Genomic DNA, 21,048 nt, shown 5'->3' with positions numbered 1-21,048 from the left:
TAACCAATTTATTGGTTATCACTTTTTATTTTTACTTTTAAGTAATTTTTCAACTGCACTTTTTATGAAATATCCTTTACGCAATCGATTGGCTAATTGCATCGCATTCTTCTGCATTTTACAATAATCCTCATCTGACAATTGCGGTAAAATTTGATCTAAATCTTGTAGTTTTTCCACCGCAATTCCAACATGATATTTTTGAACCAAATCACTTAAAGCACTTTGATTCCATACAATTATTGGCATCCCTGAACTTAAATATAGTGATGCTTTATGCGGATTATTATATTTTAGATACTCACCATACATACCATTACACTTATCTAGTCCATTCCCATCCCAAATCAATCCAAAGCTTTCATTCAAATGTGCTGATAATTGATCTGGCGGAAAAACGCCACGATAATATACGTTTTGGGGATATTGTAATTGCTTATGAGGCCCATATAAATTAATTAGTTGATTTAAATTCCATTTTTCTAAAAATGGTGCTTTCGCAAGATTTCCTGCAAAGGCAATTCCTTGGTGGTTCTTGTGGACAGTCAATGGAACCGCATTTTGATAATCAAATATTTCCAGGGAAATCATTGGAACATTGACGCCCATTTGTTTTAATGCTCGCTTCATCCGCTCATTATGAACAATCAAGCCATCTGTTTGATTGAAAAAGTTAACTTCAAATTTTTGAAAACCAATTCGATCTTTGAAAATTCGCAACGATTCTAAATCATGAATGATCACGTAAAAACGACTGACATTTTTCTTTGCAGTCTTCAAAATTTTTTTCATGAGGATTTTCGAATAAATCGGATATTGAAAGAAAACTGTTGCATCTTGTCCCTTTAAATTTTTAAGTGCTTGTGGAATATCATGCCAAATCAAGCGTTGTTTCTGGATATGTCTCCAGAATCTTGATTGACAATTAAAAGAACACAAATTTTTAAATCCAAGTTGTTTCAAAAAATAATCTATATCGGTTCGTGCTTTCGGACCAGCATTATTTTTACTTAAGTCTAAAGACGAAATAATATAATTAGTCATAAACAAATACTTCCCACCATATATTTTAACAATCTATATTATATCAAAATACGATATTGCGTAAAAAGCTTAAAAATTAAGATTTCATTATTTATTAATTTCAAATCAAACCTCACCAATAAATGACTTTTGTACTCTCTTCCAAAAATTAATATGGCGATACTTAACAAATCTGATATCTTGTTTGCATAAGGCGAATTCAATACGCGAAATTTGATTACATTGATAACTTTCCGAATCAACAGTCAAAAAGTAATCAGATTTAGCTGAAGGTACAATGGTTAATTTGTCTTCTGGGCCAATAATCATTGGTGAACCTAATGTTCGAAACATAATATTATTAATTGAAGCTACTTCTGTTAGTTGCAGTATTTTCAAACTAGAATTTACAATTGCTCCTCCAACGGACTTATTATATGCTGTTGATCCCGTCGGCGTTGAAATACATAACCCTTCGCCACGAAAATGTTCAAATAGCTGATCACCAAGATAAACATCAGCAATCAACGTTGAAGTAATTTTTTGTAAAATTGATTCATTCAATGCTAAATATGTTTTTGGTTGACGATTAGTTTGATTAAAATGCACTATTATTTTCAATAATGGGTATGAAACTGATTTACCATCATCCTTTTTGAGACTTTCAACTAGTTGTTCTATTTCACTATTTTGCCAATCCGTATAAAAACCCAAATGACCTGTATTTACTGCAGTAAAACGAATTTGATTTAGTTGCTTAATATAATGATGAAATGCAGCTAGCAATGTACCATCTCCACCTAAAGTAATCACAACGTCTGGTTCTTTATCATTAATTTCAAATCCATTTTGTAAAAGCAACTCAGTTAATTTATGTTTTGTTACTTGTGAAGATGTTAATTTATTAGTATATATTCCAACTTTCACTTTATTCCTTCTTTCATTTAACATATTCTATAAACAAAAGAGGAGGCCCTAACTATTGTTACGACCTCATCCGTTATATTCTTATTCTATTTTAATATAATCGGTATTTTTTGAATATAAAAATGAGGTTATGAAAAAACATAACCTCATTCAAATTACATTTCAATATTATAAATCATGTGAATCCTTTGAATCTTCCTCTGATTCATCAATTTCAATTGGAACCACTTCTAATTGCCCTCGTGCTTCAACATATGGCATTGAGAGTTTCTTTTCTGAACATGCATAAATTGTCCAACCAACAATTCCAAAGAATACAGGACCAAAGGCTGTCCAAAATGCTGTTGAATAATCATGTGAGAAAATTGGTTCAATACATGTAAAGATAATTCCAGTTGCAACCACTAACCACACAATGATTGAAACTACGACTGCAAAAGTCTTGTTCTTATAAAATACAAATGGACGATCAATATTTTTCTTCATCTTAAAGAATGGGAATGCTCCAATTAAGAATAAGTATGGTGCTGCTGAAGAAACGTTCATCATATCCATCAATACTGTATAGAATTGGTTAGCTGCATCACCACCAAATGCAATGAAAAACATAATCGTACATACGATTGTTGCTTGGAGCCACATTGCGTTTGCTGGCATCCCCTTTTTATTTAATGCTGTTAACTTTTCTGGTAATAATCTTGAATCACTTCCAAGAATAAATGACTTAATTGGTGAATATACCATTACGAACGCTGCACCAATACCAGTAAGTACATCAGTTAACCCTGCAAAGTGTGAGAATAAACTTCCAATTTTCACCGCACCGACTGATGATAGTCCAAAGACCTTACCAACTTCTACCCCTAAGTTGTTGATCAATATATATTCACAGTTTGCCAAGTTAACGTTCTTGCTCCCCAAAATAGCTGTCCAGTTAGTTGAGAATCCACACATTACAATCATGAAAATGTATAGAAATGTCATTAATGCCATTGCAGTAATAATTGCTTTTGGAAAAGTCTTTTCTGGCTTATGTACAGAATCAATCACCCCAGAAGTTGTTTCCAATCCAGCATAAGCAAAGATTGCATATACTAAGAATGAAATAACTTCAATTGGACTATTAAAGTTGGCATTTGGTGAAACTGTCAAACTCTTAAGTCCTGTAATTTCTTCAGCTAGAACCCCATGGTGTGCAATTAACACGATGATACTAAATAAACTAAACAAGATTGAGATTGCAAATGCAAATACACCACCAATAGATGCCACCTTAGCAATCTTATCAACTCCGTGTACTGCAATAAATGTTACTAATAAAATAAACATAATCCCTAAAATTCCAACTACTTGTGTTGAAGATAATCCTGCAAAACTCCAGTATTGCGTTTCATCTTTTCCAAAAATCATAGTTGAAACAGATACAATGAAAAATTGAGTAGATGATACTAACCAAACCATCCATGATGCTAACCAAATAAAAGTTCCAATGAAAGCAACTTTTTCATTAGTCGACCCCTTCAACCATGAATAGATTCCTCCACTTGCTGCTTTAAATGAAGCACCATATTCTGCAAACATTAATGCAGCTGGTAAAAAGAATGCTAGTGCAGCAATTACATACCAAATTACACTAGAATACCCCATTTGATAAAAGGCTGTAATTGAGTTACTAAATCCAAAAATTGACGAGAAGATCATCAATACTAAGCTACCATACATAATCTTCTTGCTTTGATCTTGCTGACCGTCCATAATAATCATTCCCCTTCTGTAAAATTATTTACATTATAACACTATTTTAATTTATTTCTAATTATTTTTTTATTTTTAATTATTTAAATGTAGCGTAGTATGATTTAACTCATTTATTAATCGAATTACAAAATCCTATGTAATCAAGGGATTAAAGCAAAAAAATAAGTCTATGAGATAAATCATAGACTTACTAAATTCGATCATAAAATTATTAATTTACCCAGATTTTTTGCGTAAATTAAAGTTTTTTAATGATACAAATAATATTATTTAACTTTTGCTAAGAAGTACTTCTTCTTTCCACGACGAACAACAACATACTTACCATCAAATGCACTTGTTGGATCTAATTCGTAATCAAGATCTTGGATCCGATCTCCATTAATCCGAATTGCACCATTCTTAACATCTTCACGTGCTTGACGTCTTGATGGTTCAATACCATTATCTACCAACCAGATTACTAAGTTTTGTTTTTCGCGTGAAACTTCAACAGAAGGCATTTTACTAAATGCTTGTTCTACTTGGCTAGCTGTAAGTTCTTTAATTTCTCCACTAAAGAGAATTTGTGAAATCTTTTCAGCTTCTTCCATAGCTTCTTTACCATGTACAAATTCTGTAACGGCACGTGCCAATGCACGTTGAGCTTCACGTTTTTCTGGTTGTGTTTCCACTTTTTCAGCTAATTCATTAATTTCATCATGACTTAAGAATGTAAAGTATTTCAAATATTTTACTACATCACGATCATCTTGGTTTAACCAGAATTGGTAGAATTCATATGGTGATGTCTTTTCTGCATCTAACCAAACTGCTCCACCAGCTGTCTTACCAAATTTAGTTCCATCAGCTTTTAACATCAATGGAATTGTTAAACCAAAGACTTTAGCATCTTGACCTTCTTTTTTATGGATCAAATCAATTCCTGCAGTAATGTTACCCCATTGATCAGCACCACCAACTTGTAATTGAACATCATGTTTTTGATACAAGTTCAAGAAGTCCACTGATTGTAAAATTTGATATGTGAATTCAGTAAATGAAATCCCGTTTTCTAAACGACTAGCAACTACATCTTTTTTGATCATTGTATTGATACTAAATTCCTTACCATAATCACGTAAGAAATCTAATAAATTAATCTTTGAAAGCCAGTCATAGTTATTTACAAATGAAATATGACCGCTACCACCAAATAAACGTGTTACTTGTTCTGTTAAAGCTTTTACATTATGTTCAACTTGTTCCATTGTTTGTAATTGACGTTCTGTCTTACGTCCACTTGGATCACCAATTGAACCTGTTCCACCACCAATTAAGATATATGGGTGATAACCGGCCATTTCAAAACGTTTTAACACAATAAATGGAATTAAGTGTCCAATATGTAAACTGTCTCCTGTAGGATCTGTTCCACAGTAAAGTGAAATCTTCTTATCTTTTAGAACTTCACGTAAACCTTCTTCATCGGTTTCTTGGTTAATCGCACCGCGCCATTTTAAATCTTCTAAAATGTCCATTTCATAACCTCCTGGTAATTTCTTAACTTGGAAATAAAAAATCGCCCCAGTAGTATTCAATACATACTGGGACGATTAACTCGTGGTACCACCCAACTTTGCTACAAAGCCTCTCGTTAGATAACGCTAACGTCGCTCGCATCACTTCAATGAAAGTGTAATTCGAATCTTAATCACGGGTTAGCTTCCAGCAACCGCTAACTTTCTGAACCGTTGGATGAGACCTACTAAATTTCCGATGCTAAATATTCTTCTTTATTAAACCACGATTTCATGTATTGGTCAATCTAAAATCAAATATGTTAAAATTTACATATAGACATTTAAGGGGGCTACTATTATGGCTGTAAATATTTATGACGCAGTAAACGAAGTTGCAAAGGAATTGCCACAAACAGAAGAATTTATGGGTGTTCAAAATGCTTTCGCCGCATTAAAAAATGATGCAGTAGCATTTGATTTATACGAACAATTCACAGGACTTCAAACAAAATTACAATCATCACAAGCAGCTGGTCAACAACCTGCAGAAGATGACATGAAACAATTACAAGAATTGGCACAAAAGATGAGCAACATGGATGCTATCACAAACTTAATGAAAGCAGAACAAACTTTAAACCAATTATTAAACGATATTAACTCAATCATCTTAAAACCAATCAATGGCATTTACGAAAACAAATAATTAATGCTAAATAAAAAAGTATCCAATTATGGATACTTTTTTTATTTATACATTAAGTATTTAACTGAATATTGTTTACCAACCGTTAAATCATACTGAATCAACTTATAATCATGCCACAATTCTTTTTGCTTTGCAGTTAGATCACTATTTGTAATAATTTTTCCATCTTGATTTACCATAACAGGTTCAGAATTTTCATCATCATTTAAAACAAATGGTATTGCTGTTGCAGGTAATTCTTGATATACATGTGTTAATAGAGCAAGGAATGGTGTTACTTTACTATTCGTTTGTTCTGCTACCATTGCTGAAAACTCATTTGGAGAAACATAGTTAGTATATGTCGTTAATCGTTTTGCTCCTAAATGTTCTTGAGCATACTTATTAGAATAAATGAAATAATCTGTTTCATGTAATTCTAAGCCATATTTTCCCATATCTGATGATAAAAAGTTATATATTCCAGGAAGATGATCACCATAAAATACCCAAGTTACAGGCTTTTCAATTTTATCTAGCTCTTTCATGAATTTTTGTGCAGCTTCATCAGTATAATTTAATCCACAAGCATAATTATTTAAATTTATTTGTGTAGCTGAATCAAATATTGAGCCTGATGCATTAAACTTATCTGCATTTTTATATACATTTTTATTATATGGCGAATGGTTTTGCATAGTAACCAAATTAATAAATAAGCCACTCTTATTCGAGTTATTAATTTGTTTCAATGCATTGTCATATGCAGTTTCATCTGATAAATATTTACTATTTTCATTTTTCTTTTGATTTATTATCTTATACTCACTACCAAGGAAGTAATATCTATCAATACCTAACTTCTTATATACAGTTTTACGGTTATAAAAAGTTCCTTTATATGGGTGAATTGCAACTGCTTCAGGAAACTGTTGAACAATTGAAGGAACTGTTTTCATTTTTCCAACTAATTGAGTATATGGAACTTGTAATGTTGAAGTAAAATTACATGTAGCTAAACCAGTTAAAGTCATAAATTCAATATTAGCGGTTCCTCCACCATAGTTTGAACTTAACATTATTCCTGAGGTATTATCTTTCTTAATTTTTTGAATATTAGGAATTGGATTATTCTTCAATTTAACTCCCGTTAAACGTGATGGATCTGCAAAACTTTCACTTAAATTAAAAATAACAATTTGATCTTTTAATTGATTAGTTCTTTCTTTATTAATTTCTTGTGCTTCTTTTTTATACTTTTCGCACAATTTTTTTATTTTTGCTTCAGAATAGCCTTGTGGCTTATCCATAACCTTTATATCAATATTATTAATAAATTGTAATGTTGGGCTCCGCCCCATTGATTAAAGAAGTTTGTAGCATCTCCAATATTCCAAGCCACTGTATAAAGTGGTGACTCTTTATGATTCAATTGATTTGCACCACATGAGATGATTGGTATTACTAAAAGCCAAAAAATTCGTTTAGGCCAACTTCCACGTCCAATTGGTTTTTTCTTTTCAAGTAACAGAATAAGGATAATCGCGACTACAATCATTGCTATTGCTATGATTGTAACGCTGCCATCCACCATCGATAACAATTCTTTCCAATTTTTTAACATTGAAAGATCTGAAGGTAAAACTGTTTCACTTCTACTTTGTACTTTTAAAACATTAGCAATAATCCAGCCAACAAAAAATACCCCACTACTAATAGATGCAAGCCAGAAGCGATTTGTTAAGGCCCAAATAAATTTAAACAACATTAATATTAGCAACATATTAATAATTACAAATAGTTGACGAGTACCCAAAATATATGCAAATACATTATAATCCTCACTTACATTTGGTTTAACTCGAAAATTATCAGTAACTGCTAAAAATGAACAGAATGATAAAAGATATGCAATTGCTAATCCGAATAAATAAATAGCATGTTGTTTAATCCATTTCTTAACCGCTAAAACCTTTGGATTCCACCATGTATTAAAATTAACCAAATCGCAACCGTCCCAAATAGAATTAATTTTTTTATCTAAATGAAACAAGCGTGTAACTACTAAAATTACTAATGTACCTAACAAACAAAAAGCAGCAAAAATTAAAACTTGCTTTGAAACCATTTTTACAACAGTAAAAGGCATGCTTTGAAATTTTTGATTTAATTGAGTGATATTTTGACTTAAATAACCCGTGTAATTGCCACAAATCATCACAAGTGCCCAATAAAAGATAATTGAATTTTTTATCGCTGGTAACTTAATCTTGCTAAATAAATTAATTAAAACCATTGCAGTCAAAATTTGCAACCCACAGCTTGAATTTGTAAATCTTGCAGCTGTTGATAAATCTCTGTGTTGAGCAAATGAAAATGCTGGCATCAGAGCAATTAATATTTCATTTAAAATCACAATTAAAACTTGTATGATAACTGCTTTACGAGTCTTTAATTTATCAGAATTAAATTTTAACCAAATTCCAAGTGCAAACATAATAAAACCGTAAAAAACAAAATTAACGTCTGTACTTCCCCACAATGCACGGTTAAAAAGTGATGGCGCAATAATTGTAATTCCAATTCCACCTAACACTAATTTTGAATAGCGACAGCTAACATAACGGATAATTGGTAAAAATAAGATTCCGATTAAAATTCCAGTTACAATTGGATATGTTCCACGAATAACAGGAAAAATAGCATTATAAAAATTTTCTAAAGTAAAAATATTATTTAATAATAGTATGCTAATTAAAACTGTAACTCCTGTTAGCCAAACCATTATCCAAGATTTGATAGTTAATGTAATTGAATTTCTATATTTAGCTAACATAAACCCTAAACCAATTACAGCTATATCAATTCCAAGATTACTTACTCCTTGAATTAATTGCCAGATATAATTACTATCTAAATTTGCAAAACGATCTAGATTTACATTTGCATCTGTAAATAAATGCTTAAATACAAGCATCATAGTGCCAATAATAATTAATAATTGTAATCCGCCGTGTTTTTTTCGCTTATCAATTTCTATCAATCCTATGACTCCTTAACCTCAATTTTCTTTCTCTTACTAAACAAAATAAAGCAAGTACTTGATACTAACATCAATAAACAGTACCAACTATATGGCACAATGTCCATGGGTGAAATTCCACCTAATCCTGCAGCCACTAATAGTTGACCACCATATGGAATCAAGCCATTAAAAGCGCATGAAAAAGTAACTAGATCACTTGCAATTCTACGAGGAGCAATCTTAAATTTTTCACCAATGTCTTTCGCTAATGGCCCTGCCGTAATAATTGAAACTGTATTATTAGTTGTGATTATATCTAGTAAACTTACTAACGTAGCGATTGCCATTTCGCCACCTTTAGTTGACTTAATTTTGCTTGTCAGTAAATTAATAATCCAATCAATTCCACCAAGATAATCCATTAATGCAACTAAACCGCCAACCAAAATTGCAATTAAAGCCATATCTTCCATACTCATCATTCCATTATGAACAACAGTCATTGATTTAACCAAAGAAAAATCACCATGGAAAACGCCAATTGCAATCCCAGTTAAAATCCCTAAAGTCAACACTAAAATTACGTTCATACCGGTAAATGACAAAATAATAACTAAAATATATGGTAATAAATTTAAAACATCATATGAATGATTACCGGTTAAGCGTACACCTTGATCAATTGGTTGCAACATTAATAAAATCAAATTAATTATAAGTGCTGGTAAAATCATTATAAAATTTGTTCTAAATTTTTCCATCATTGATACAGCTTGTGTCCGTGTTGCTGCAATTACAGAAGCCGAAATCATTGAAAGATTATCACCAAACATTGCACTTCCAATAACTGTTCCACAAAACATTGCCATATTTCCATGCAATTTAGTAGCTAAAGCCACTCCTATTGGCATTAATGCTGCTACCGTTCCCATTGATGTCCCCATTGCAAAACTAATAATGCATCCAATAATAAATAACCCGGGTAATATTAGTTTTACAGGTAAAATATCTAAGCCTAAATTGGTTACAGCATCAACAGCATGCATTCCCTTCGTAACACCGTAAAAACCACCAGCTAGTAAAAAGACAATTACCATTAATATTAATCCATCATCACCACCACCGACACAATACTTAGTAACTCTTTGAGCAAAAGTTGTACGGTCAAACTCACCTTTTTTGTGCATCATCAACGCTACTGCCGAAGCAATAAAAATGCCAATCATTAATGGCATACTATTAAAATCATGCGTTGTAACACCTGTAATGATATATAGTACTAAGAAAGTTAATAAGGGAACTAATCCCCAAAAACTTCCCTTGTTTTTATTTTGTTCTGTTTTCATAGCCTTTCCTCCAATAATACAAATCATATCATGGACAAAAAAACAAAGCCTGTCAATAGCAATCTTTATTACTATTCCCAGACTTTGTGAAAAGGAAGTATATATTTAGGATATTATTTTAGGACTGTAATTTCATTATTAATTGATTCAAGAGGGACAGAATCAACTAACGTTTACTTATGAATTACTATGCTTTAAATATTAAATTAGATCTATGAATTATTTGTGAATACTCTGATATTATTCTTTTAATTTTTGTTGAAAAAACAATTCAAAGATAATTCATAGCCTATCTTTTATCTGCACTTCCTGCTGATACGTCATATTGTAATTCGTGAATTCCATCTTCCAAAAACATAGCTGCATTAGTATGTTCTTCTGGATTGTATTTTACTTTTGAAGCTTCAACTACGATATCAACTTTGCTTAATTGCGGATCTTCTTGCAATCGTTGCTTGATTCTTGCTTTAACTTCATCACGAATACGGCGTTTCCCATCCATACTAATCGTTGAAAGCATTCCCCATGTTGGTGGAATGTGTGTGATATCATACACAAATTCATGACCTGTTTTATAATCATTCAATATTTCAGAAACTATTTTAATTAGCTTTCGTTGATCTTTCTTAGAAAGAATCCCACTTACTGCATTCCAATACTTAATTCTAAATACAAATAGATACAATGAAAAATCATAATCTTCAGATAAAGTTGAAAAAACATCAAAGTGGTCTCTTAGCATATCAACTGTCCGCAAATTAGTTTCTGTATCAAAAGAACGATTTTCATTTACTTTTTCTTTTAAGCTTTCATTTTCTTTTTGTAAACTTTTGATTTGGTTTGTAAGGAAGTATAAAGTAACACAAACCAATGGAGTCATTATGATCCAGAAAAATGCATTACTATAATAGTTTCCTTTTTCAATAAACTCATACGCACTTTGAATTACTATAAACAGAATAAAAGCAATATACGTTGCCAATGCAGGAATCAGCCCAATAAAGTAAGTCAACATCATTAAGAATAATGTAACCACTGTACAAAGCAAATTAAAGACAACGTTCCTATCAATAAACATAACAAAAACTACAATTAAGCAGATTTCAACAATTACTGCTAATAATGCAAGATCAGTACGCATTGAAGCGAGATATTTCCGTGGTGAATTTTCATTTTCACCATTTTTATTATATTTCGTCATTATTATTTTCCACCTCTCAACTTATTCTTACGCAATAGCAAGAAGATCGTACTTAGCATTAAGACAATAAATAATGCACTGATACCCATTAAAGCTAAAAATCCAGGATTTGATTTAATTCGTTTCATTATTGAAACCTTTTGTACATTATTTATTTTCTTCTTGAAGCGGAATGTATATTGTTGGCCATTATCATTGATAACCGCGCCATCACCCTTCAAGACCTTAGCATGAGCCTGTGTATCAATTTGAGTTGAAGCTAGTTCAACTGTCTTTGGAGTAGCACCTGTAACAACTAAAGTAGCGTTATTTTTATTGTAAGGATTGAATAACAATTGAACTGATCCAATTCGCTTACCATAACTTGATTCAATACTTAGTTTTTCATTTGAAACTAAGCGAGTAAATTTCTTATTAAACTTGAAGAAAAGCTTGTCATTCAATTTCTTAATTAATGGAGTATCTTTAGGTGTTCCCAAGACAATCACATTATGGTTTCTCATTTGTGCATCCGACATTTCGTGTCTGTAGAATGTGATTTCACCAGTATTATTTTCAGCATAATTTCCAATCAAACTAAAGATATTTGATAATGCTTTGTAATAAGTATCATTCATTTTTTCTGGAAGTTGAACTCCAATTTGATTAAATGATTGGTTATTAATGAAACATGATGGATAGTTACTGAATAACAAGTTTTGGTTTTCAGCAGTCTTAATAAACACATCTGAATCATTTTCAATGCCCATGGTGTTTGACTATTATTGCTATTATTATCTTTCAAATTCAAATCAAAAGATACACGGATTGTAAGTGAATTATCTAAATTTGTATCATTTGGAATCTTAATTCTAAAGTGATCCCCATTAGCATTTGCTGATGATAAATGTTTGCTTCCAATTGGCTTATCGTTTACATAAACCGTTACTAAAGAAGTCTTAAAATCAAGGTTATCTGCATAACGGAAGTTTAAGTTTACATAACTACCTTTTGAATTAGTTTGATCATGAGGTAATGAAATAAAGAATACTTGCTCTTGATGTCCTGAGCCAGTTAATTTACTACCATCACTTGTCAATGGGAAGTATCCATTGGTTTGCGTATCAGCTGTAAATGTTTGCGTACTTTGACTAACTGTCTTTGTATCTGTAGTTGTCTGTTGCATCAATTCTTGGTTAGCGATGTAACGTCCGGCATTAACCAATGTATCATTATCTTTAGCTGTAACTAATAAGATTTTTTGCTTGTCATTATTGATAAACTTAATATATGCATTGCCATCAGCCACCTTATCTGCTGAAACTTCCTTCTTATACTTCTCAGGCAAGTTTTTATAATTAGCAATTACAATTTGATACAACCGCTTATTATATTCCTTATTATTCAAACTATTCATTTGAACTTTACTATTTGAAGCATTTACTAAGCGACTAACTCCAGTTAAAGCATATGTTGCTGCTGTAAGTTCCTTATTAGATGCGTTCTTTGGCACTAAAATTACACTTTCATTGTTAGCAACAGTATCTTCACCAATAAAGTGAGTATAGAATGAACTAATTTTGTTTTCTGGTTGGTTAACTGTATATGAGAAGTTAACGTTACTACCATCACAAATTGTCAACCAATTAGCCGGAGTTGACTTAGATTGTTGCGTTTGATCCTTATTTATAATTTGTCCTTCAATCGTCAATACATTAGAAGTTTGTAACAAATTAGTTGGAATCTCAGCAGTTACCGTTTGTTGTTCACCATTCTTAGCTGGTTTGAATGAGTAGAATTTCACTCCATTAACAGTCAATGTAATCGTTGATTCTTGATCATTACTTAACTGTGAAACCATGTATGTTAAATTAAAGGTTGCCTTCTTCACATTCCAATAATCAACTTTTGTAAAGTATGTTGTTGAGCGGACATTCTTACCGCTCAAAGTCGTATTTGTATTTTGAAATGGTTGGGCAAATGTTAATACACTATCTTCAATTGAATTACTTGTCTTAGCTTGATCATCACCTTCTTTTTCAGTATTTGTACTTGAACTTACTGAAGAAGTTTGTGCTGAACTCACTTGTTCATTTGCAGCTTGATCTTGGCTTAGTGTTACCTGATTAGAATCATATTCTTGATTAGTCATTCCGCTTGGAGCTGCCTGTGCCACAATAGGGAAGCTAATAACGGCTAGACATCCAGCAATCAGTGTCTTTGTTAGTTTCTTCATTATTGAATCCTCTCTAAATAACTTAATTTTTAACTCTTCTACTTATATCGTTGGGTTTTGTACCATTTCGTAGATGATTCCAAGTGAAAAACACTTTCCTTGATGTATAAATACATTCCTTTTAATGCAACAATCAACCACATTTGTGTGTAAATAATATACATCGCGATAATGACCAGGATATTTCCCCATTTCATCTCGCCTTTCTCAGTTGTAATCGAAACAAAAACACTGAGAACATATAAAATAACAGCCAGTAGCCATAATGAATTACTGAAGCCCGGAACCGTAACGTGTACATATCCGGAAACCGACATCACGAAAACAATATCTGACATCAACAATGCAGTTAACAATAAGAAATATGTTGAAAGGAAATAGAAAATATCGAAACGAATACGTTTTGCTGTAGGATCAAATAATAATTTGACATTTTTAACAATCACATAGATATTTCCTTTAACCCAACGCGTTCGCTGACGAAACCAAACATCAACAGTTTGCGGTTCTTGTTCCCAAGTAACTGCAGCCGGCTGAAACTTAATACGGTAACCCATCTTATAAATTCGGAAACTAATTTCAGTATCTTCCGCTAAGGCTTTTTCGTCCCAGCCGCCAATTGCTTCAATGATACTTCGTCTCACCACAAAATTAGTTCCTGGAATCGTACAAAGCTTGAACATTTGGCTTCGTCCCGCCTGAGCCATCCATTGGAATGATAAAGTTTCAACATTGATAAAACGTGTTAATAAATTAACATCTTTATTTCTAGTTCTGAACTTACCAATTACAGTACCATACTCATCATTTTGTTGCAATTCTGCAACTAAATAGCGCAATGCATTAGGTTCAGGAGTATTATCAGCATCATAAATTGCGATTACATCACCAATTGCCGACTTAAATCCAATATTTAAAGCATTGGACTTACCTTTACCACCAGTAATATTATCTGTGTTAATCACTTTAAAATTCCGCGTTGGATTTTTCCGTTGTAAAGCTGCCAGCAAATCAGCACTATCATCATCACTGTTATCGTTAATTACGATAACTTCATAACGATCGTGTGGATAATTAAAATTCAACAATGCCTGTACCGTTTTCACAATTACAATTCCCTCATTGTGAGCTGGCACCATAATCGAAACAAACGGCGCATCTTGATCATTTAATTCTGGCAATGGTTTACTTGCCCATTTTAAATAATAAATATAACCAGCAACGACTAAAGCAATGGAAACTAATAGTAACGTCCAAATGACTGTTGTTGAAAAAATTACCATTGCATCCCACATATTACTCAATCTCGATTTTCCTTTCTATTATTTTTTTGAATCATGATTCTTAAACATTCGAAGGTATAATTTACGACCTTTCAATAATAGAACCACTAAAACAGCTAATGTAATCAAAATAATTACCGTCAACACATCATTGACCTTATCAACAATATTCCTTGATGTTGACGCCTTTGATTGTTTTGTATTATTAGTTTTTACATTTGTTTGTTTTTGAAGTGCATCGAAATTAATACTATCAACTGGCACATCATTCAGAGTAATCGTTCCGTTAGCTCCACGTAAATTCTGTGTCTGCGTTGAAATTCCAGTATTAAATCGATATAGATACTGATCCGTTGGTGGAAATGGATCATTTCTTATTTCTTTAAATAGCTTTTCATTTTGTTTTACAGTTTTAGGAAATTGATAGCTTATAACCGTTGGTACTGGGAATGTAAAAGCTGTATATTTCCCACCATTCTTATTCCAGTGAACATTCGCTAAAGCATCATTTGAAACATTGAAAAATGTTGTTTTAAATGCTTGAGTTGTGTTTGTCCTTGTATGAAAATGAGGTGAATTTGTCATTCCAGTAAATAAAACTGCATCCCCAAAATCAAGAGCATTCATTTGATAATACTTATCAAAGTTCCAGTAAGTTGGTGCACTAATTCCTAAAGGAAAAATTTGATTCTCTATTGAAGTGCTAACTTCTTGTGTCATCATTTCTTCTAAAGTATCATTATTACCTGAATCAGATGCATTAAGTGCTGGAACATTTAAATATAAAATTGCATGATTGTTATTAGTCATGATTTTCAAAAACTTCAAGTATGCCTTAAAAGTTTTTGTATCTGTATTATCAGTTGTTGAAGTAGTTGTAATAATTACATTATTTTCTAGATCCTCAAGTTCTCTTACAAATTTATCAGCTACTGTAAAAGAACTTAATGGCGTGAAGTTGTCGATAGCAACATATGGAGTATAACTATCTTTTACCCCTAACCACTTAGCAATTAATTGCATTGAAGATAACAATGTTGCCCCTTCACTTGAAAACAATGGAATATATGCATTTTGATCTTTAACAATCCCAAATGGATAACTTTGTTGATCTCCAGTTTTTGAAACTAAATTTGAAACAACCGTTTCCCCATCTTGTGCCTTCAATAATAGTTGGATTTTATTTTGAAAACTTAGCTGTTCTTCATATAATCCATCACTATCTGTTAAAGTAATGACTGTTCATTTAAAGTTACCCATTGCCCTGGAATTTCTTGCTGTTCACTTTTAGTTAAATTACTACCAACATGTAATTTCTTTCCCTTAAAATTCTGCCGGTCTTTTTCAAACGCAGCATTTTCAAAATCCATGCTTGGCCAATTAATCATCGTGACTACAGCTTCGTATTTCCCTTTTTCCAATTGTCCTGCTTGATAGTCATTCATAGAAACTAAGGTAACTTGTCGTCCCATACTCATTAGGATTCTTACTAATGTATCGACGTCCTTTTCTTTATTCTCACGAGCATTACAGCTATCGTACACTAATAAGACTTTAGGAGCATCTTGAACAGCAGTACTTGCCATACTTGTTTTCTCACTCGAAAAAGCAAAAAGACCAATGAAAACAGTCAAAACTACCAATAATTTATTCTTCATTTTCATTGTTTCCTTTCATCTTAGTTAGCAATACCGTTTCTTTATTTATCCAAATATTATGGTGAATACTATCTGATAAAACTAGCAAGACCAAAATATCCAAAATTACAGAAGTCATCATTAACTGACGCGTAATACTTGTTTCACCTGAAACGATAATCGGTGCAAAGAATGACAAGAACATTATCATCAAAAGTCCAATATTCATGAACCAAATTGAAAGGTACAATTTTGACCCCATTTGCAATCCACGCACCATCGAAACTGAATATAATGAAATAACTAAAATTGCAAACAATCCATAGAAACCAATTTTCTTAGGCAAAATCAAACCTTTTATTCCAGCTGCCCATTGGAAGAAAACTTTATTTTCATCAGATTGCTTTACCGCATTTTTCTCAAATGCACTTACATCCTCTCGGGTACTATTTTTACTTTCAAGTCCCATCTGTAAGAGATTCAACGTAACCGTTGGATGTTTTATATAGTACAGAATCAATTTTCCGTAACTTAATTCATCAATGAATCCCTGTTGAATAGTTGATGAATCTGAAGAAACAATCGCATACGGTTCAGAATAAAATGTTCCTCGTAACATTTCATTTTGAGGATCAACTTGAATCTTAGCCAAATCTTTTCCGGGTTCTTTTGAAGCAGGCATTGCCCCTAATGTCATACTTTGATAAATATTTTCATTGTATCCAGGATTAGAATACAAACTTCCCATATATACACTTAATGGAATAAGCGAACTAACTAAAATAATTGCTGATAATTTCCACTTGCGTCCTTTAATAAAGACAATTCCTCCAATTAAACAGAAACAAAATGCCCCTAAAAGAAATGCAATTTGACGGGAAACAAACATTAGTAAGAACACAACAAAAACTTGGCCACCATAAAATTTCATGATTTTTTGCGGATCACTCTGTTGAAAGGCACGTAATCCAAAAGCCACAAAATAAATCACCATAATATAATCAAGTGGTTCAATATAAAATGAATTAAAATAAATCGTATATGTTGTATCACTTAATAAGAAAACCCCTACTAATACAATCATGTAAGCTTTAAATCCGCGTAATCTAAAAGTAAGTCCCTTAAATAGTTGTCTTACACCAATTAAAAATAAAACAACATAAATTGCACTTAAAAAGCGAATATCAAAAATTTGTGTACTATAAAATATTTTGTTCAACAAAATAGCTGCTTGAATTAAAATATTTTGCAGAGATAAATAAACATCCGTATCCGGATTATAATATTGCAAAATAGGAAATTTAGGCACAAAATATTTAAAATAATCCGCATTATTTGTATATTCACGTAATCCATTAGCACGCAAAATCAAATTATAACTTCCATCATCTACTGCACCGTTAATCGGTGGAATAAACAATAAAATCGACAAAATGATTCCCAATAAAATAATTCCTAACCGAATAGGAGGAAACCATTTTTCAAACGGTCCTTTAAGCTCTTGAATCCTTTCTTTGATTTTTACAAACATTCTTTATTTCCTCTTCTATAGATTTTTACTAACCACTTACCTTTATAAATTAATAATCATAAGCTAACAATGCCATTAAGTTGTTATACGAATAAACTTCTAATGTATTCTGATTTCCAATTCCACCATAAATTAAACTTTGTGGATTGTTAATTTGGTAATTACCAACGATTTTAATTGCTTGTTGATATAACTGATCATCACCAATTTCTTTACCAATCATTGCCGCAATCGCATAACTCGCTGCCGATTGACTTTTATCAACTGGTTCGCCTTTTAAGTTATAAGAGTTATATAGTGTTCCAGTTGTTACCGCCGTCTTAATAAATTGAATACTTTCTTCCTTAGCTTGGCCAATTTCACTTAAATAAAGCACTGATAAGAGTGATTCAATAATATTAATTTGTTTATTATCTTCATATTTTCCAGTATTGTAATTATATTTTGTATGATATAGAGGCAATTGATTTGAGATATAACCATTCTTCAAAATACGATATTGGAATTCTAAATCCTTAACTGGAAGATTAGCCACTTTATAGATATATCCCATTTCTTTAATATTTAGATAATAAAGTGAAATCTCATGTGCTGGTTTCTTTGACTCAACATCATAAAAGTCAACTAACATTCCATCTTGGATTGATTGTTTTTTAAATGTAGAAACCAATTTTTGAATTTCTTTTTCATATTTAGGATCTTTAAATCGTTGTTTAGCTTCAATCAAAGAACAAATAATACGCATATCATCAATTGAAGCATTTACTGATGATTTAGTACCATCAGCATTGATTCGATATGTAAATTGCCCTTTAGCATAAAATTGCTTTTTCGTTTGACGATAAAAATCATCAAATTGCTCCTGTGTACCACTTAAAGCCAAATGACGTAACCACAACCCTGAAGATTCACTTAAACGGTCATGTCCTGTTGCCAATTCTGTTTTATTTTGATTTTTATGTGCTTTATAGTTAGTAATGAAACTCCCCTTAATCAACATATGCTTTTCAAGAAAATCCTGTAACTTCTCTTTATCTTCTTTTTCAACTAAAGAAAGCTCATTTGATGTGATCTTAAATGAGCTTGAATTCGTAGTATATGCTTTTTTAACTGGAGAACTTATTTTTGAAACATTATGATTTACGTGGATTGTTTCTTCATTTTTATCCTTAAAAATATAAATACCTGCCAATCCAATCGCAATTAAACTAACTATTAACAAAATAACTTTAGTTTTCTTTTTCATAATCTCTCCAATATTTCTATATTAATAAAATCCCAGTAACTTTTATTTTTGCCACCACTCAATATATCAAAAATGCCCATAAAATAAAGTGTTTCAAGCAATAGTTTAATAAATCCTTTAATTATTAAAGAAAAATTATAAATAGTAAAATATAAGCACTAGTCTGCAATCAATTTGCAAAAGCTAGTGCTTAAAATCAAAAATATTCAATTATTAGTTATGATCTAACAACATTTTTACCGTGCTTTTTATGTGGATGATTAAACGAATCCATCATTTCATCTTTCAAAGCAGCATAGATTGGACGACCACCAAGCCAGTCATTAATTACATATGCAATCAAAGTTACAATCAATAATGGCATCATATGTTTAATACTACCGACCATTTCTGAAATTAACACAACAGCCGTAAATGGGGCTTTTTCAATTGCTCCAAAGTAAGCAGCCATAGCATAGATAACAATATTTAAGAAATAACCTTCCTTCAAAAATCCCATACGAATCATGATACTTGCATATAAGGCTCCACTTGTTGCCCCTAAAACTAAGATAGGCATGAAAATTCCACCTGGAGTTGAAGCTCCGTAAGAAATCATTGAGAATACAAAGCGAATAACCAGCAACAAGAAAACAAAACCAACCGCTGGTAAATGTCCGGTTATATAATCAATAAAATGATTACTTGTTAAATCTAAAATAAAATCATGACTTCCTCCTAGGATTTTGGCATAAAATAACCCAATTGGAATAACCAATAATAAAGGTACGATACTATGCCATGCTTGAGGAATAAATTTCAATTTACCATACCATCTAGGCAAACTTAAAATAACAACTTGATACAAATATCCAAAAAATCCTAAAATAATTCCTAAAATAATTAATTGCCAGTAATCTTTAACTGGAACACTATAATCATAAATAAAATGCAAACTTGGAGTAAGTCCAAAGAATAAAATTGTTACTAAGTCAGATGCAACTGCAGCTGCTAATGCTGAAAGCCAAACAACCGATGTCGCAAAACCTAATGTAATTTCTTCTACTAGGAACAATGCACCAGCAAGAGGTGCACTAAAAGCAGCAGATAAACCAGCTGCAATTCCGCAGGCCAACATGATATTCCGCTCTTTATCACCGCCATGGAATAATTCTTCAGAAAATCCTTGACCAATACATGCTCCCATTTGAATACAAGGACCTTCTCTACCAAGAAATAACCCGGGACAAATCGCAAGTAATCCACCTACAAATTTGCGCCAAAGTGCAGGCCACCATTTCATCTCAATTTCATTATCCATTACCGCCTCAATTTGAGGAACACCCGATCCCTTTACATAAAATAATTGAGAACGAATTACAAATCCTAAGATGATACATAGAATAATTGTTGCTAAAACATACCAAACAATAACATGAGGATGATCTGCCATATAAGGATAAATAAAATATAATCCCTTCATTGTCTTATCAATGATTAACCGAAACACACTGACAACTAACCCAGTGACCAAACCTACTAAAATCCCCTTAAAGACATATAGAATATGATCACTTGTAAATGGTTTATGTAAAATGTCAGAAACTTTTACTTGATGCATAAAATTACGTCCTTTACTTTTTATCACTCTTTTATTTTAGATTAATAGTTCAAATAATTAAAATAA

General features: G+C 31.8%; 17 protein-coding genes. 1 reads left to right on the top strand and 16 read right to left on the bottom strand.

Going from position 1 to position 21,048, the window contains the following annotated elements:
* Positions 1-18: 18 nt before the first annotated feature.
* From QPK35_RS07620 to tyrS, 4 genes are all read right to left on the bottom strand, one after another.
* Entirely contained in the window at positions 19-1,044 is a 1,026-nt protein-coding gene (locus QPK35_RS07620) for a glycosyltransferase (protein ID WP_290033351.1), read from the bottom strand.
* Between the two features lie 105 nt (positions 1,045-1,149).
* Positions 1,150-1,950 carry an NAD kinase gene (locus QPK35_RS07615; protein ID WP_290033350.1) on the bottom strand — a complete coding sequence of 267 codons (801 nt, stop codon included), beginning with the start codon at positions 1,948-1,950 and terminating at the stop codon, positions 1,150-1,152.
* A gap of 168 nt (positions 1,951-2,118) precedes the next feature.
* Positions 2,119-3,705, bottom strand: a complete 1,587-nt coding sequence (gene yjeM / locus QPK35_RS07610) for a glutamate/gamma-aminobutyrate family transporter YjeM (RefSeq protein ID WP_290033349.1) — start codon at positions 3,703-3,705, stop codon at positions 2,119-2,121.
* Positions 3,706-3,974: 269 nt separating this feature from the next.
* Complete coding sequence (gene tyrS / locus QPK35_RS07605) at positions 3,975-5,228, bottom strand: tyrosine--tRNA ligase (RefSeq protein ID WP_290033348.1); 1,254 nt, start codon at positions 5,226-5,228, stop codon at positions 3,975-3,977.
* Positions 5,229-5,568: 340 nt separating this feature from the next.
* On the opposite strand from tyrS, the gene QPK35_RS07600 reads away from it, so the two are divergent.
* Positions 5,569-5,916 carry a YlbF family regulator gene (locus QPK35_RS07600; RefSeq protein WP_290033347.1) on the top strand — a complete coding sequence of 116 codons (348 nt, stop codon included), beginning with the start codon at positions 5,569-5,571 and terminating at the stop codon, positions 5,914-5,916.
* Positions 5,917-5,957: 41 nt separating this feature from the next.
* On the opposite strand, the gene QPK35_RS07595 is transcribed toward QPK35_RS07600, so the two are convergent.
* The 12 genes from QPK35_RS07595 to QPK35_RS07540 all read right to left on the bottom strand — a co-directional run bounded on the left by QPK35_RS07595 (position 5,958) and on the right by QPK35_RS07540 (position 20,982).
* Positions 5,958-7,208 (bottom strand): LTA synthase family protein, encoded by a 1,251-nt coding sequence (locus QPK35_RS07595; protein WP_290033346.1) that lies wholly within the window; start codon positions 7,206-7,208, stop codon positions 5,958-5,960.
* 5 nt (positions 7,209-7,213) lie between these two features.
* Positions 7,214-8,941 (bottom strand): hypothetical protein, encoded by a 1,728-nt coding sequence (locus tag QPK35_RS07590; protein WP_290033345.1) that lies wholly within the window; start codon positions 8,939-8,941, stop codon positions 7,214-7,216.
* 2 nt (positions 8,942-8,943) lie between these two features.
* Entirely contained in the window at positions 8,944-10,269 is a 1,326-nt protein-coding gene (locus QPK35_RS07585) for a Na+/H+ antiporter NhaC family protein (protein ID WP_290033344.1), read from the bottom strand.
* Positions 10,270-10,558: 289 nt separating this feature from the next.
* Complete coding sequence (locus QPK35_RS07580; RefSeq protein ID WP_290033343.1) at positions 10,559-11,470, bottom strand: hypothetical protein; 912 nt, start codon at positions 11,468-11,470, stop codon at positions 10,559-10,561.
* Positions 11,471-11,472: 2 nt separating this feature from the next.
* A complete protein-coding gene (locus tag QPK35_RS07575; RefSeq protein ID WP_290033342.1) occupies positions 11,473-12,087 on the bottom strand; it encodes a hypothetical protein in 615 nt (204 codons plus the stop codon).
* Positions 12,084-13,685: a cellulose biosynthesis cyclic di-GMP-binding regulatory protein BcsB gene (locus QPK35_RS07570; protein ID WP_290033341.1), complete on the bottom strand. Its 1,602-nt coding sequence runs from the start codon at positions 13,683-13,685 to the stop codon at positions 12,084-12,086. Before QPK35_RS07570 ends, QPK35_RS07575 begins: the two co-directional genes overlap by 4 nt.
* Positions 13,686-13,723: 38 nt before the next feature.
* Positions 13,724-14,980, bottom strand: a complete 1,257-nt coding sequence (locus QPK35_RS07565; protein WP_290034273.1) for a glycosyltransferase family 2 protein — start codon at positions 14,978-14,980, stop codon at positions 13,724-13,726.
* A gap of 27 nt (positions 14,981-15,007) precedes the next feature.
* On the bottom strand, positions 15,008-16,135 hold the full coding sequence (locus tag QPK35_RS07560; RefSeq protein ID WP_290033340.1) for a hypothetical protein: 1,128 nt from the start codon (positions 16,133-16,135) through the stop codon (positions 15,008-15,010).
* A 59-nt stretch (positions 16,136-16,194) separates the two neighbouring features.
* The gene (locus QPK35_RS07555; protein WP_290033339.1) at positions 16,195-16,626 is read right to left on the bottom strand and encodes a hypothetical protein; all 432 of its coding nucleotides are present in this window, start codon (positions 16,624-16,626) and stop codon (positions 16,195-16,197) included.
* The gene (gene wsfD, locus QPK35_RS07550) at positions 16,616-18,136 is read right to left on the bottom strand and encodes a glycan biosynthesis hexose transferase WsfD (RefSeq protein WP_290033338.1); all 1,521 of its coding nucleotides are present in this window, start codon (positions 18,134-18,136) and stop codon (positions 16,616-16,618) included. The genes QPK35_RS07555 and wsfD overlap by 11 nt, the downstream gene beginning before the upstream one ends.
* 49 nt (positions 18,137-18,185) lie before the next feature.
* Positions 18,186-19,382 (bottom strand): hypothetical protein, encoded by a 1,197-nt coding sequence (locus QPK35_RS07545; protein WP_290033337.1) that lies wholly within the window; start codon positions 19,380-19,382, stop codon positions 18,186-18,188.
* A 217-nt stretch (positions 19,383-19,599) separates the two neighbouring features.
* On the bottom strand, positions 19,600-20,982 hold the full coding sequence (locus QPK35_RS07540; protein WP_290033336.1) for a ClC family H(+)/Cl(-) exchange transporter: 1,383 nt from the start codon (positions 20,980-20,982) through the stop codon (positions 19,600-19,602).
* Positions 20,983-21,048: the final 66 nt, after the last annotated feature.

Origin of the sequence: Ligilactobacillus cholophilus (genome assembly GCF_030389495.1) — a bacterium.
GTDB classification, from domain to species: domain Bacteria; phylum Bacillota; class Bacilli; order Lactobacillales; family Lactobacillaceae; genus Ligilactobacillus; species Ligilactobacillus cholophilus.
The sequence above is the reverse complement of the archived record's forward strand: the minus strand, read 5'-3'. Positions and strand labels throughout refer to the sequence as shown.

Excerpts from the sequence above, each read along its gene's own strand:
- QPK35_RS07620 (WP_290033351.1), bottom strand. The coding sequence starts at position 1,044 with ATGACTAATTATATTATTTCGTCTTTAGACTTAAGTAAAAATAATGCT.
- yjeM (WP_290033349.1), bottom strand. The coding sequence starts at position 3,705 with ATGGACGGTCAGCAAGATCAAAGCAAGAAGATTATGTATGGTAGCTTA.
- tyrS (WP_290033348.1), bottom strand. The coding sequence starts at position 5,228 with ATGGACATTTTAGAAGATTTAAAATGGCGCGGTGCGATTAACCAAGAA.
- QPK35_RS07600 (WP_290033347.1), top strand. The coding sequence starts at position 5,569 with ATGGCTGTAAATATTTATGACGCAGTAAACGAAGTTGCAAAGGAATTG.
- QPK35_RS07595 (WP_290033346.1), bottom strand. The coding sequence starts at position 7,208 with ATGGATAAGCCACAAGGCTATTCTGAAGCAAAAATAAAAAAATTGTGC.
- QPK35_RS07585 (WP_290033344.1), bottom strand. The coding sequence starts at position 10,269 with ATGAAAACAGAACAAAATAAAAACAAGGGAAGTTTTTGGGGATTAGTT.
- QPK35_RS07580 (WP_290033343.1), bottom strand. The coding sequence starts at position 11,470 with ATGACGAAATATAATAAAAATGGTGAAAATGAAAATTCACCACGGAAA.
- QPK35_RS07575 (WP_290033342.1), bottom strand. The coding sequence starts at position 12,087 with ATGAATGATACTTATTACAAAGCATTATCAAATATCTTTAGTTTGATT.
- QPK35_RS07570 (WP_290033341.1), bottom strand. The coding sequence starts at position 13,685 with ATGAAGAAACTAACAAAGACACTGATTGCTGGATGTCTAGCCGTTATT.
- QPK35_RS07565 (WP_290034273.1), bottom strand. The coding sequence starts at position 14,980 with ATGTGGGATGCAATGGTAATTTTTTCAACAACAGTCATTTGGACGTTA.
- QPK35_RS07555 (WP_290033339.1), bottom strand. The coding sequence starts at position 16,626 with ATGAAGAATAAATTATTGGTAGTTTTGACTGTTTTCATTGGTCTTTTT.
- wsfD (WP_290033338.1), bottom strand. The coding sequence starts at position 18,136 with ATGTTTGTAAAAATCAAAGAAAGGATTCAAGAGCTTAAAGGACCGTTT.
- QPK35_RS07545 (WP_290033337.1), bottom strand. The coding sequence starts at position 19,382 with ATGAAAAAGAAAACTAAAGTTATTTTGTTAATAGTTAGTTTAATTGCG.
- QPK35_RS07540 (WP_290033336.1), bottom strand. The coding sequence starts at position 20,982 with ATGCATCAAGTAAAAGTTTCTGACATTTTACATAAACCATTTACAAGT.